General features: G+C 66.5%; 13 protein-coding genes. 1 reads left to right on the top strand and 12 read right to left on the bottom strand.

The genetic code is table 11. The features are described 5' to 3' along the window. Positions 1 to 9 precede the first annotated feature (9 nt). From AUL38_RS05520 to AUL38_RS05505, 4 genes are read right to left on the bottom strand one after another with little or no spacing between them, the layout of a single operon-like run. Entirely contained in the window at positions 10 to 1011 is a 1002-nt protein-coding gene (locus AUL38_RS05520) for an ABC transporter substrate-binding protein (RefSeq protein WP_059059907.1), read from the bottom strand. Positions 1012 to 1024: 13 nt separating this feature from the next. Next, on the bottom strand, positions 1025 to 1855 hold the full coding sequence (locus AUL38_RS05515; RefSeq protein WP_059059905.1) for an ABC transporter ATP-binding protein: 831 nt from the start codon (positions 1853 to 1855) through the stop codon (positions 1025 to 1027). After that, entirely contained in the window at positions 1852 to 2925 is a 1074-nt protein-coding gene (locus AUL38_RS05510; RefSeq protein WP_201023689.1) for an iron chelate uptake ABC transporter family permease subunit, read from the bottom strand. The genes AUL38_RS05515 and AUL38_RS05510 overlap by 4 nt, the downstream gene beginning before the upstream one ends. Beyond that, positions 2922 to 3971, bottom strand: a complete 1050-nt coding sequence (locus AUL38_RS05505) for an iron ABC transporter permease (RefSeq protein WP_059059903.1) — start codon at positions 3969 to 3971, stop codon at positions 2922 to 2924. Before AUL38_RS05505 ends, AUL38_RS05510 begins: the two co-directional genes overlap by 4 nt. A gap of 99 nt (positions 3972 to 4070) precedes the next feature. On the opposite strand from AUL38_RS05505, the gene AUL38_RS05500 reads away from it, so the two are divergent. Continuing rightward, a complete protein-coding gene (locus AUL38_RS05500) occupies positions 4071 to 4808 on the top strand; it encodes an AraC family transcriptional regulator (RefSeq protein WP_161937410.1) in 738 nt (245 codons plus the stop codon). A gap of 3 nt (positions 4809 to 4811) precedes the next feature. Here the strand turns inward: AUL38_RS05500 and AUL38_RS05495 are convergent, their stop codons facing one another. The 8 genes from AUL38_RS05495 to AUL38_RS05460 form a co-directional block, all read right to left on the bottom strand. Next, positions 4812 to 6194 (bottom strand): sensor histidine kinase KdpD, encoded by a 1383-nt coding sequence (locus AUL38_RS05495; protein ID WP_059059899.1) that lies wholly within the window; start codon positions 6192 to 6194, stop codon positions 4812 to 4814. Continuing rightward, entirely contained in the window at positions 6191 to 6874 is a 684-nt protein-coding gene (locus AUL38_RS05490) for a response regulator transcription factor (RefSeq protein WP_059059882.1), read from the bottom strand. Before AUL38_RS05490 ends, AUL38_RS05495 begins: the two co-directional genes overlap by 4 nt. A gap of 8 nt (positions 6875 to 6882) precedes the next feature. Further along, complete coding sequence (locus AUL38_RS05485; RefSeq protein WP_059059880.1) at positions 6883 to 7857, bottom strand: D-alanine--D-alanine ligase; 975 nt, start codon at positions 7855 to 7857, stop codon at positions 6883 to 6885. Then, positions 7854 to 8984 (bottom strand): alanine racemase, encoded by a 1131-nt coding sequence (gene alr, locus AUL38_RS05480; protein WP_083506626.1) that lies wholly within the window; start codon positions 8982 to 8984, stop codon positions 7854 to 7856. Before alr ends, AUL38_RS05485 begins: the two co-directional genes overlap by 4 nt. Further along, the gene (locus tag AUL38_RS05475) at positions 8981 to 9649 is read right to left on the bottom strand and encodes a M15 family metallopeptidase (RefSeq protein ID WP_153006482.1); all 669 of its coding nucleotides are present in this window, start codon (positions 9647 to 9649) and stop codon (positions 8981 to 8983) included. The genes alr and AUL38_RS05475 overlap by 4 nt, the downstream gene beginning before the upstream one ends. 164 nt (positions 9650 to 9813) lie before the next feature. After that, positions 9814 to 10530 carry an SDR family oxidoreductase gene (locus AUL38_RS05470; protein ID WP_059059876.1) on the bottom strand — a complete coding sequence of 239 codons (717 nt, stop codon included), beginning with the start codon at positions 10528 to 10530 and terminating at the stop codon, positions 9814 to 9816. A gap of 96 nt (positions 10531 to 10626) precedes the next feature. Further along, complete coding sequence (locus tag AUL38_RS05465) at positions 10627 to 11226, bottom strand: superoxide dismutase (RefSeq protein WP_059059874.1); 600 nt, start codon at positions 11224 to 11226, stop codon at positions 10627 to 10629. Positions 11227 to 11269: 43 nt separating this feature from the next. Beyond that, complete coding sequence (locus AUL38_RS05460) at positions 11270 to 11791, bottom strand: flavin reductase family protein (RefSeq protein ID WP_059059989.1); 522 nt, start codon at positions 11789 to 11791, stop codon at positions 11270 to 11272. Between the last annotated feature and the right edge of the window lie 10 nt (positions 11792 to 11801).

Below are 11801 nucleotides of genomic sequence, written 5' to 3'. Positions count from 1 at the left end.
CTCGTCTCGTTACTTGATGGTGTCTTCAAGCTGCGTGACCATTCGGTCGAGCACCCACGGCTGGCTCAGCGGTGTCGGGTAGGCCAGAGGCGAGGCTACGTCGTCGCCAAGGATCCCGTAGCGGCCTTCTTGAACTGCGCTCAGCTGCTGGAACAGCGCGTTGCTTTCTAGGGCGGTCTGCGTGAGGATGCCTTCGTCTCCGAAGGGGTACCCAACGAGCAATACGTCAGAGTCGAGCACATCAATGTTCTCGATGCTCACCGAGTTGCTCGCGTCGCTGAAGTCACTCGCGGCCGCCGGAAGCACGAACCCGAGATCAGTGAAGAAGCTCACGTCGCTGCCGTCATAGGTGACATAGCTGATCTGTGACGGGTGCATCACCGCGTAGGTGAGCGTCTGCCCCTGCCACTCTGGATGGGTTGCAGCAGCTTCGGCGAATGCTGCATCAACATCGCCGACAATCTGCTGTGCTGCGTGTTCGAGTCCGAGTGCCTTCCCGGCGAGCATGGTTCGGTCCGCCCATGTCAGGTCGGTGAGTTCCTGTCCTTCACCCCACGTGACGACTGGGGCGATGTCGGCAAGCTTCTCGTAGTCGTCGTCAAGGGTCCAGCCGCTCGTCGCGAGAATCACGTCGGGTTCGGCTGCCGCAATCGCAATGTAGTCAGTGCCATCAGTTGAATCGTAGGTCTCTAGCTCAAAGCCGCGATCCTCAAGTGCGGTCTCTGTCCACGCTTCGAAGTCGTTCCCGGCGTACTGTGGGGCGAGAATAGGTTCAACGCCCAGCGCGAGCGCGATGTCCAGGTCTACCGACGAGACGACCGCGACTTTCTTCGGCTGCGATTCGATTGTGGTGTCGCCCCACGGAGTATCCAGTGTGAGGGGATACCCAGCGGATCCTGCAGTGTCTGCTGCGTCCCCCTCCGACGGCCCAGCCGCCCCGCACCCTGCGAGGAGTCCCGCCGCCATGATCGCCGCCGTCACTACCGTCGCGCGTCGCATGATCGTATTCATCGTGTTCCTTCTTTCAGTCAAGGGTGTTCGATTCCGTCGAGTCGTCGCGAGTGATTCGCCCCCGAGGAAGAATCAGCGGCGACCCGGTATCGGGGTCTTGGATGACCCGGGAGGCGAGGCCAAAAACATCGGCGACGAACGCTTCAGTCGCCACTTTCTTCGGAGGGCCGACTGCCGCGATCTTCCCTGCTTTGAGCGCAATGATCTGGTCCGAATATGCGGCCGCCTGTTCGAGATCGTGGAGCACGAGCAATACGGTCTTCCCGTGTTCGTGCCGCAGGCGCGAGAGGAGCTCCAGCACCTCGATCTGGTGCGCAATATCTAAAAAGGTCGTCGGCTCGTCGAGCAAGAGAATCGGAGTCGACTGTGCAAGCACCATGGCAATCCAGGCTCGCTGGCGTTGACCACCTGAGAGCGAGTCAACGGTCCGCATTGCGAAGCTCGCGGTGCCGGTGAGTTCGAGTGCCTCGGCTACCGCTTCAGTGTCACCAATCGTTCCACGTCCGAGCGACCTACCATGCGGGTGTCTGCCGCGCCGCACAAGACCCGCGACCGTGATCCCCTCGGGAGCGAGCGGTGACTGCGGCAGGAGCCCGAGCTTGCGAGCGACCACTTTCGTCGGCATGTGGTGAATATCTGTGCCATCGAGGTAGACCGAGCCCCGGGCGAGTGGTTGAATTCTGGCCAGCGCCTTGAGCAGCGTCGACTTCCCGCTGCCGTTTGGCCCGATGAGAGTAGTGATGTGTCCGCGGGACACGGAAACCTCGAGCCCCGAGATCACCTCATGCTTCGAGTAGCCAACGCTGACATTCTCGGCACGGAGCGCCGGCGGATATTCGGTCATACGGATGCCTTTCTCCGGACGAGCAGTGCGATGAGCACCGGTGCGCCGAACAACGCGGTGATTGCCCCGGTCGGCACCGGGCTAATGAGTGGCAATGTTTGCGCTGCGATATCGGTCGCGCACAGCAGCACGGCACCAACCAGCGCGGCAACGATTGGAGCGTCGGGGACGCGCAGCGCCCTCGTGGCTATGGGCCCCGCAACGAGCGCAACGAACGCGATCGGTCCGGTCACCGAGGTGACAAGTGCTGCCAGTAACGTCGCAAGCAATAGTGCAGCGAATCGCACCGCCGACACTCGTATTCCCAGTCCCGCCGCCAACTCGTCACCAAGGGCAAGGTCGCTCAGGGCGCGCCGAATCAGCAGCACCAGCACGAGGCCGACGCCGAGTGCTACCGTGAGCAACGCTGCCGCGCGTGCGTCGGCCCCATTGAGCGATCCGATCAGCCATCGCATCGCTCGCTGCGTGCTCACTTCGTCGAGACGGGTGACGATGAACGTAACGATCGCGCTCGCACACGCCCCCACTCCGATTCCGATAAGAATCAGCCGGTAGCTCTGTACCCCGCCGCTCCAGCTCAGTGCGTACACGACGAGCGCGACGACCAGGGCACCTGCGAGCGCGCCCGCCTGCACACCGATGCCAGTAGCCCCGAATCCTGCGATGACGATCATCGCGCCGGCACCGGCACCGGAGGAGATTCCAATGATGTCGGGCGTGGCGAGCGGGTTTCCGAAGAGTCGCTGGGCGAGCGCGCCCGAGAGCCCAAATAGTGCACCGCCGAGGAGTGCCCCCAGCGCGCGCGGCAGATTTGTCCGGCGAACCACATAATCCGCAAGCCCATCGCTCTGCCCGAGTGCCGCCGGAATCACATTGTTGGCTGGAATGTGCGCGTCCCCGGTCAGGAAGAGCTGCACGACAAGCAGGGCACTGGCGGCGAACACAAAGCCGCAGATGACGATGGCGTGCCGCAGTCCCACTGCGCGCTGCTTCGCACGAATGTGCGCAGCGGTCGCCTGCACCTGCAGTTCGCGCGACCGCTCGGCCCGGCTCCGAACATCTTGGCTCACGATCCAGTCCTCACTCGTCGGCGGGCAAGGTACACAAAGAAGGGCGTACCGACAACGGCGGTCATGATGCCGACCTCCAGCTCGCCTCGGCCAGGAACCAGCCGAGCCGCGACGTCGGCGGCCGTCAGAAGCACTGCACCGGTGAGGATCGAATAGGGCAGCAGCCAGCGGTGCTCGGTTCCGACGAGGAGCCGAGCAACGTGCGCGGCAACGAGACCGACGAATGCCACCGGCCCCACAGCGGCGGTCGCGACAGCCGCCAGCAGCACGCCAACCCCCGCTGCCCAGAGACGAACCGGTCCAACACGGACTCCGAGTCCGGCCGCGACTTCGTCCCCGAGCGCGAGCGCATCGAGCGACTTCCCGAGTGTGAGGACAAGGAGCAGCGCGATCACGGCAAAGGGCAGGAGTTCACCAATCATCTGACCGCGCCCGACGAGCGATCCGACAGACCAGGAACGCAGGCTCGAATACACTGCCTCGTCTCGGACGGTCAGTAACGTGACGATGCTCATGAGGAGCGCCGCCACCGCAGCTCCCGCAATCACGAGAGCGATTTCGCGTGACGCAGTGGTAGTCGCGCGGCTGATAAACCCAACCGCGACGGCTGCGACCGCCGCACCAACGAGCGCAAACCAGAAATAGCCCCGCGGCTCGTGGACCCCAAACATCACAATACCAACCACGACGGCGGCAGCCGCGCCGGCCTCCACTCCGAGGATCCCGGGGTCCGCGAGCGGATTGCGAGTCACTGCTTGCATGATCGCGCCGGCTGCACCGAGACATGCGCCGACCAAGATCCCGAGCATCACACGCGGCAGGCGTTCCGTGAGCACGACAAGTCCGTTGTAGTCCTCTGCGGGTAGCCTCCCGAGCAACGCTTCGACGACGGTGAGGGTCGATATCTCGCGTGCACCGAGCGCGAGGCCAGCAAGGACCGATGCTCCGAGCAGCGCCGCAAGAACGATGAAGCCCACCGTGCGCCGTGATGCCGGTGCCCGGGGAACGTGGGCTCGCTGCTTTTCCCGGGTGAGGGACGTCGTCACTCGGCGCCCCTTTCTGTTGAACTGCGCGGAAATCTACCTTCGAGATAAGCTTAGGTTTACCTAAGTCTGATGTTTCCCACTCAACGTTCAAGGTCTCACATGCAGCGCCCAACCCTCTCCCCGGCCTCCGCCGACGCCCTCCCTCCAGCTTCCGACGATGAGTTGGACTGGTGGGGCCATGCCCCACATCGACACGACGAAGCGCAGCTCTTGTACGCCGCCAGCGGGACGTGCGCTCTGGATGTCGCCGGCACCCCGTTCACTGTCGACCAGCGCACGGCGGTGTGGATCGCCGCCGGTGCCGAGCACAGCGCACGCTTCGACGACGAATTCGTCCCGGTCAGCATCCTTCCCGCTCCGCCCCGACCGGGTCCCGGCAACACTCACGCCCTCCTCGTCAGTCCAGCGCTGCGCACCCTGCTGCTGCGCTACGCCCGCACCGACGAGTTCGCCGCACTTGGGCAGCTCGGGGCACGCCTGCGCGAAGCACCCAGAACCAGCGCACTCACTCGCACCGTGCCCCTCCCCCGAGGAACCCTGACAGGTCCCGTCGTCGCGGCGTTCGAAGCGGACCCCTCGCACGACAGCACGCTCGATGACTGGGCGGCAACCCTGCATTGCAGCGTGACTTCACTCCGCAGGGCATTCCTCGCCGAAACTGGGCTCAGCTTCACCGAGTGGCGCACGAGATTTCGTATCGAGCTGTCGATCCCGCTCCTCGAACGCGGCACACAGGTGAGTACCGTCGCGGCACGAGTTGGGATGACCCATAACGGGTTTACCAACGCGTTCCGACGCACCATTGGACACACACCGATGGCCCACCGGGCCGCGTAATCGCTAGCGTTGCGCCGGCAGCGTCACCTGGAAGACAGTGCCGCTCTCCTGCGACAACCAGGCGTCGCCGCCGAGCACGCGCGCGTTCTCGCGGACGATTGCCAGCCCCAGCCCGCTGCTCTCGCTGTTCGCGCGTGCGGCGCTCGCCTTGTAGAAGCGGTTGAACACCTGCTCGACGTGTTCGGGCGCTACACCGGGGCCAGCGTCGGCGACCGCGATGGCCATCCCTGCGTCGGTGACGTCAACCGTCACATCGACGGGAGCTGCGCCGTGCCGAAGCGCGTTCGTGACGAGGTTCGTGAGGATGAGTTTCACGCGAACGATGTCAGTCTTGACGATCGGCTCGCCACTGAGGGTAAACGTCACGCCTTCCCACTGCCGCAACTCGATGATCTCCCGCCAGAGCTCTTCGAGGTCAATCCAACGCGCCGAGACCTCGCTCTTGCCCGAATCGAACCGCGACATCTCGAGGATGTCGTTGGTGAGGGCAGCGAGATGCGTGGCGCTGCGCGCGGCAATCCCCCCAGCCGCCTGTCGGTCTTGCACCGTCGCCGCCTCAGTGTCGGCGGGAATCTCGGAGACCGCAACGAGGCTCGCAAGCGGGGTGCGCAGCTCGTGCGCAACGTCAGCAACGAGCTGCCGCGCGGTTGCCTCGCTCTGCTCGAGTTGTTCGATGGTCGTGTCGAGCCGCTCAGCCGAGTGCCGCATGGCGTCGAGCACCGCGTTCACGTCTGGATAGTCGGTGTCTTTCACCGGGGGTCGTTCCCGATCCCCTAAGCCATCTGCGACCTCGACGAGCTGCTGCAGCGGCCGTCCGAGCTGCCGACCGACGAGCAACCCGATGAGCGCAGCGGCCACGACAAACGCCGCGCCGATCAGGGCCCCCAGGTTGACGAGCCGATCGATCTCATCCTGCTGGCCCTGCATGTTGAACACGCCAAATGCCGCAATCGGGTCATTGCCTTCGCGGTCGTACACGGCGAGGCCCGCAGTGAACTCGAGATAGCCGTAGCGGCTGGAACGTTCGTATGCGGAAACCCCCAAGCCGTCGCCCAAGGCGTCCCTGAGATACTGCGGGACCTCTCCGATGGGAAGCGGCCCGCCGCTTTCCCCCGTGCGCAGGTTGATGAGCACGGCCGGCACTGAGAATTGTTCAGCAGCGAGCATGAGATCCGTAGGGTCCGGGGAGTCAGGCAGCGATTCAACGGCCACCTTCGTCTCGAACCGCAGCACATCATAGATTGCTTCCTGCTTCGACTCCAGGATGATGGATCGTGCGTTCCAGACGAGCGCTCCCGCGGTCGTCGCCGCAACTCCGACGGCGACAGCGACGACCGCGATGGTGATGCGGGTGCGCAGGTTCGGGCGCCACGTGCTGCGCATCATCCGAGTCGGTATCCGAAGCCGCGAACCGTGTGGAGCAACTGCGGATCCGCCGGGTCTTCTTCAATCTTTAACCGCAGGCGCTGCACCGCCGCGTTCACGAGCCGGAGATCCGGGACGTCAGCTGACCCCCACGCCTGCTCGAGTAGCTGCTCACGACTGAGCACCTGCCCCTGATGCTCGAGCAGGGCCATGAGCAGTCGGAGTTCGTTCGGCGAGAGTTCGAGCTCGACGCCGTCGCGGGTGACCACGGGCGATGCGAGGTCGACCCGCAGCCCGCCATACTCGAGCGCGGTCGCGGCTTCCGGGTCGGCGGTCGCTGGCCGGCGGCTCCGCATCACCGCACGGATGCGTGCCTCAAGCACCCCGGGAGACACGGGTTTCACCACGTAGTCATCGGCACCCGAGTCGAGTCCGCCGATCACGTCACCGTCGTCGTCGCGCGCGGTGAGCATGATGATCGGCACGTCCGAGTCCTGGCGAATGTGCCGGCACACACTGAACCCATCGATGTCGGGCAGCATGAGATCGAGCAGCACGACGTCCGGCTCGTCGGCGATCGCCGCCCGTGCGCCGCCGGCGCCGGTGCCCTCAATCTGCACGTCGTGGCCGCGCTGGCTCAGCGCAAGCCGGTATGCCTGTGCGAGCTCGGGGTTGTCCTCGACGACGAGAATCTTCAGCATGCCACTCCCTAGGTTGTGCGGGCGCCTCGCGCATACGCGGACTCGACGAGCATCGCGGTGAGCTGAGCAAACGTTACGCCGTCTTCTGCAAACATACGCGGCACTTGCGAGTGCGCCGTCATTCCGGGCATCGTGTTGATCTCATTGAACACGAGTTCGGTGCCGCGCACGAAGAAATCGACGCGCGCGACGCCCTCGCACCCGAGCGCCTCGTAGATTGCGCGGGCCGCGCGCCTGAGCGCCTCGCCCACCGCGGGGGTGACCTGCGCCGGGAGCAAGAAATTGGGTTCGGCATCGTATTTGAGCGCGGTGTCGAACATCTCTTCCGTCCCCTTGCCGATCTCGAGCGGCGGCGGAATGTGGATCTCGCCGCTCGCCAGGCGCAGCACGGCGACATCGATCTCGCGGCCGACAACGAACTCTTCGATGAGCACGCGGCTATCAATCGTGCGCGCCTCGGCGATCGCGACCGCCAACGCGTCATTGTCTTCGACGCGTGCGGCACCGTAGCTCGAGCCGGAGGCGACGGGCTTCACGACGAGCGGTAGCGGCATCTGCGCCGGATCGCCGTAGATGCTGTCGCGGTCGAGGAGCACACCGCGTGCGGTCGCGACGCCGAGATGTTCGGCGATGAGCTTCGAGGCCCACTTGTCCATCGCGAGCGCGCCGGCCCGCACCCCCGAGCCGACGTACGGGACGCCGACACACTCGAGAAATCCGGCAAACGTGCCGTCCTCGGTGCTTTCGCCGTGCAGCGCCGGGAACACGACATCGCTGTCGCGCAGGCGCCCGATCGCCTCCGCGATCCCGATCTGCTCCCCCGCGAGCGTTTCCCACTCGCCGTCGCGGCGGATCGTGAGACCGGTCACCCGGTGCCCGCTCTCGCTGAGCGCCTCGCGCACCGCCGCTGCCGATCCGAGGGAGACGAAGTGTTCCGCGTTCGCGCCCCCGCCAATGACCAAGACCTGTGTTGGTGCACTCATCGTGCCCACCTTTCATCTGCGGTTCGCAGCACCCTACTGCGCCGTACTCCAATTCGCGTGACAATCTCGTGTTCGATCGTGCCCGCCCATGCGGCCCAGTCGCGCGCCGTCGGCTCGCCCCGGTCGCCGGGGCCCAACACGAGCGCGACGTCGCCGAGTTCGACAGGATGCTGCCCGACGTCGACGACGATCTGGTCCATCGAGATCCGCCCGACGATGGGCAGCCGCTGCCCGCGGATGCTCACCTCAGCGCGGCCCTGGGCGGCCCTGGGCAGCCCGTCGCCGTACCCGATGGGCAGTACGGCCAGCGTTGTCGCCTCGCCGGTCACGTGGTCGTGGCCATAACCGACCCCCTGCTGCGCGTGCACTGCCCGCAGTTGCGCGACGGGCACGGTGAGCGTCAACGCCGGCGCGAGGTCCGCCCGCGCCGCCGGATCGATGCCGTACAGGCCCGCGCCGACGCGGCTCATCGAGAACCGCAGGTCAGGGCGGTGCAGTGCTGCCGCTGACGCGGCAAGGTGCAGCTCGCGCGGCGTGAGCCCGCGCCGCCTCGCCGCGCGCACACCGTTCGTAAACCGCAGCCGCTCGGTGTCATTCTGCGCGTGGCCGGGGTCGTCCGCGTTCGAGAGATGCCCCATGATGCCGACGACGTCGATCCGGTCGGCTTTTTCGAGCTCGCGCGCGGCGATACAGAGCACCGACCAGATCTCGCTCGGGGCACCGTCCCGGCTCATCCCGACATCGAGGTGCAGGTGGACGCGGGCGGCCGTGCCGTAGCGCTCCGCCGCGGCGGCGATCGCGTACAGCTGTTCGATGCTCGTGACCGCCACGTCGATGCTGGCGGCGATCGCGTCGGCCCACGCGGCGTTCACCGGGTTGAGCCAGCTGAGGATCGGCGCGGCAATGCCGTCGGCGCGAAGCGCGAGCGCCTCGGGGATGCTCGCGACGCCGATCCACGTCGCCCCGTTCTCGAGCGCGATCTGTGCGACGTCGCCGTGCCCGAACGCGTCGGCTTTCACGACCGCCATCACCGACGTGCCGGTGATGCGTCGGAAGTGCTGCACGTTGCGCGCGACCGCCTGCCGGTCAACGTAGAGTTCGGCGAGCCGCGCCTCGCTGACGCTCATGCGGCTTCGCTCGCATCGGCGAGCATGACCGGGCATTCGCCGCCGGGCTCGGTGAGTAGTTCGAAGTGCCAGCTTTCGTTGACGAAGGCCCGGCAGAGCCCGTAGCTCGCCCCGTACTGTTCGAGCCACAGCGCTGGGTCGACGCGCGCAATGTCAACGGCCTCGCCGGTGACGTGCTTCGAGCCCTCCGGTGTGCTCACGAACTCGCGCGCCGCGCTCTCGCTGCCGTAGTCGGCGATCGCGTCCTGCAGCAGGCCGGCCTGATAGTCCGCGCTGCGCCAGCCGGAGGTGAGCAGGATCTCGATGCCATCCGCCTCCGCATCCGTGGCTGCGGCCTGAATTGCCTCGCGCACCGCAGGGTCGAGCCGACTCACGGCCGGGTGCTCGGTGTCGAATGGCGAGATTGGGTCGTTCATGTCGATGGCGCCGGTTTCGCCGTCATCGTGCGCGGCACTGGCTCCCGGCACGCCTGCGATCCCCGCGACCCCTGGGATCTTCGACGCGCCCGCCATCAGCGACAGCGTGACACCAGCAGCAATGGCCGCGGCGACGAACGTCGCGATGACGATTGCGACCATGCGACGCCGCCGCATGACTGCGGTCGGGTGGTTCGGGTAGCCATTGCGCTGCGGGGAAACGTACGTTTCCCGGGGAAGTCTCGACACGGTGTGTGCTCCTCTCGCTCAGCCAAGCTGGCGGTGGGCCCGCTCTGGGCCGCGATACACACACTCTTCCCGGCCCGGTCCAGCCGTCCGACACGGGTCGGTTCGGTTCGGCTACGGTCGCCTGAGAGTTTGCTGGCAGTCGAACAGGCGCGTCTTGCCTCCGGCTAAAAGCGGTCGTCGAGGATCGCTGGGAGCGTGAGATCGCGCACGAACGCGGCGGGCGACAGCTCGAGCAGGGTCTGCACGATCCGCACGACGTCGTGCACGGGAACGAGCTGACCTGCGCCGCGCTCGGCAGCGTCCGCGACAGGCACGTCGAGGCCGTCGTCGGTGTTCAGGTAGCCGAGCTGCAGCGTCGTGACCGCGAGCCGGTCTTCTCGGTAGCCCTCGCGCAGCGCGTCAGCGATGCCGTGGATCGCGAACTTCGATGCTCCGAATGCCACCTCGGGCCGGCCGCTCCCCCGCAGCCCCGAGGTGGATCCGGTGATGATGACTCGCGGCTGCGTGTGTGTGAGCAGCCCGGGGAGGAGCCGCCGCAACACGAGGATCGCCGCGGTGACGTTGGTCTGGATCAGCGCCTCGATCTCGGCGTCAGCATCAGCACCCGCACGCGCTGCGCCGCCCGCGAATGCGTACGCTTCTGAGAACGCCGCCTGCTCCCAGATGCCCACGTTCCAGATGACGGTGTCGAGGCCTGCCGGGATCGCCGCCGCGATCCCGCGCGCCGCCTCGGCCGGCCGCGACAGGTCAGCAGCGATCCAGCCTGGCCTACCGTCCGGAATCGTGCGCGCGACCCCAACGACGTCGTGCCCCGCGGTCGCCAGGCCGTCAGCAAGTGCACGCCCGAGGCCTCGGCTCGCACCGATAATCAAGATCGTCATGGGAGTCCTCTCAGGGCGCCGCCCGGGAAACAGCCAAACGCGGCCACCGCTGGGGCAGCCGCGCTCGGTCGAGGCGGGGTCGCTGGACCCCGCTGCTTACTTCTGGACCGCTGCGAAGCGGCGAGCGACGTCGTCCCAGTTCACGAGGTTCCAGAACGCCTTCACGTAGTCGGCGCGCACGTTCTCGTAGTCGAGGTAGTAGGCGTGCTCCCAGACGTCGAGCTGCAGCAGCGGCGTGACGCCGAGCGGGGCGTTGCCCTGCTGGTCGAACAGCTGGAAGATGACGGGGCGCTTGCCCAGCTCGTCCCACGCGAGCACCGACCAGCCCGAGCCCTGCACGCCCATCGCGGTCGCGGTGAAGTGTGCACGGAACTGCTCGAGCGAGCCAAAGTTCGACCCGAGCGATTCGAGCAGTTCGCCCGTGGGGTCGCCGCCACCGTTCGGCGAGAGGTTCTCCCAGAAGATCGAGTGGTTGATGTGGCCGCCGAGGTTGAAGGCAAGATCCTTCTCGAGCTTGTTGACGTTCGCGAGGTTCCCCGAGTCGCGGGCCTCGGCGAGCTGCTCGAGCGCGGTGTTCGCGCCGGTCACGTAGGCCTGGTGGTGCTTCGAGTGGTGCAGCTCCATGATGCGGCCCGAGATGTGCGGCGCGAGCGCCGAGTAGTCGTATGGCAGATCGGGAAGAGTGTAGACGGACATGTGAGTGTTCCTTTCGTTGGGACTGTGGGTGGTGGTCGCTGCGCTACAGGCGTTCGCCGAGTCTCGTGAAGGCCCGGTCGCGGTACGCCATTGCCGCTGCCGCATCCGGTTCGCCTGGAGCCGCGTGGATCTCGAGCACCTCAGCGACGACGAGCATCGATCCGCCGACCGAAATCTGCTGCATCGACCGTGCCCGAAGCGCGGAGTTCACGCCGACGAGGTGCGGCTCACCGGTGGGGAGCGTCGTCCACCCCTGCTCCGGGGTGAAGCGTTCGCCGCCGGAAACGGCGAACTCCTGCGCGATGGCAGCGTGTCGTGCATCGAGCAGGTGTACAAGGAAGGAGTCAGCCGCGAGGATGAGCCCGGCGCTGCCCGTCGTGCGGGTGACCGAGAATACGAGGGCGGCCGGATCCACCGCGACCGAGGCGACGCTCGACGCGGTCAGCCCGACCGGGCCCTCCGGCGTCGCTGCGGTGATGAGCGCGACCCCGGCCGGGTGGAAGCGGAACGCCGCTTTGAAGTCGTTCGCGAGTTCGGCAGCGTGCTTCGCCGCCGCGTCGGTCATCACCTGGGTC

The sequence above is a fragment of the Leucobacter sp. G161 genome, assembly GCF_001482305.1.
Lineage (GTDB): Bacteria > Actinomycetota > Actinomycetes > Actinomycetales > Microbacteriaceae > Leucobacter.
Note: the sequence above shows the minus strand (reverse complement) of the source record. Positions and strands in the feature narration are given on the sequence as shown.

Excerpts from the sequence above, each read along its gene's own strand:
- AUL38_RS05520 (WP_059059907.1), bottom strand. The coding sequence starts at position 1,011 with ATGAATACGATCATGCGACGCGCGACGGTAGTGACGGCGGCGATCATG.
- AUL38_RS05515 (WP_059059905.1), bottom strand. The coding sequence starts at position 1,855 with ATGACCGAATATCCGCCGGCGCTCCGTGCCGAGAATGTCAGCGTTGGC.
- AUL38_RS05500 (WP_161937410.1), top strand. The coding sequence starts at position 4,071 with ATGCAGCGCCCAACCCTCTCCCCGGCCTCCGCCGACGCCCTCCCTCCA.
- AUL38_RS05495 (WP_059059899.1), bottom strand. The coding sequence starts at position 6,194 with ATGATGCGCAGCACGTGGCGCCCGAACCTGCGCACCCGCATCACCATC.
- AUL38_RS05490 (WP_059059882.1), bottom strand. The coding sequence starts at position 6,874 with ATGCTGAAGATTCTCGTCGTCGAGGACAACCCCGAGCTCGCACAGGCA.
- AUL38_RS05485 (WP_059059880.1), bottom strand. The coding sequence starts at position 7,857 with ATGAGTGCACCAACACAGGTCTTGGTCATTGGCGGGGGCGCGAACGCG.
- alr (WP_083506626.1), bottom strand. The coding sequence starts at position 8,984 with ATGAGCGTCAGCGAGGCGCGGCTCGCCGAACTCTACGTTGACCGGCAG.
- AUL38_RS05470 (WP_059059876.1), bottom strand. The coding sequence starts at position 10,530 with ATGACGATCTTGATTATCGGTGCGAGCCGAGGCCTCGGGCGTGCACTT.
- AUL38_RS05465 (WP_059059874.1), bottom strand. The coding sequence starts at position 11,226 with ATGTCCGTCTACACTCTTCCCGATCTGCCATACGACTACTCGGCGCTC.
- AUL38_RS05460 (WP_059059989.1), bottom strand. The coding sequence starts at position 11,791 with ATGACCGACGCGGCGGCGAAGCACGCTGCCGAACTCGCGAACGACTTC.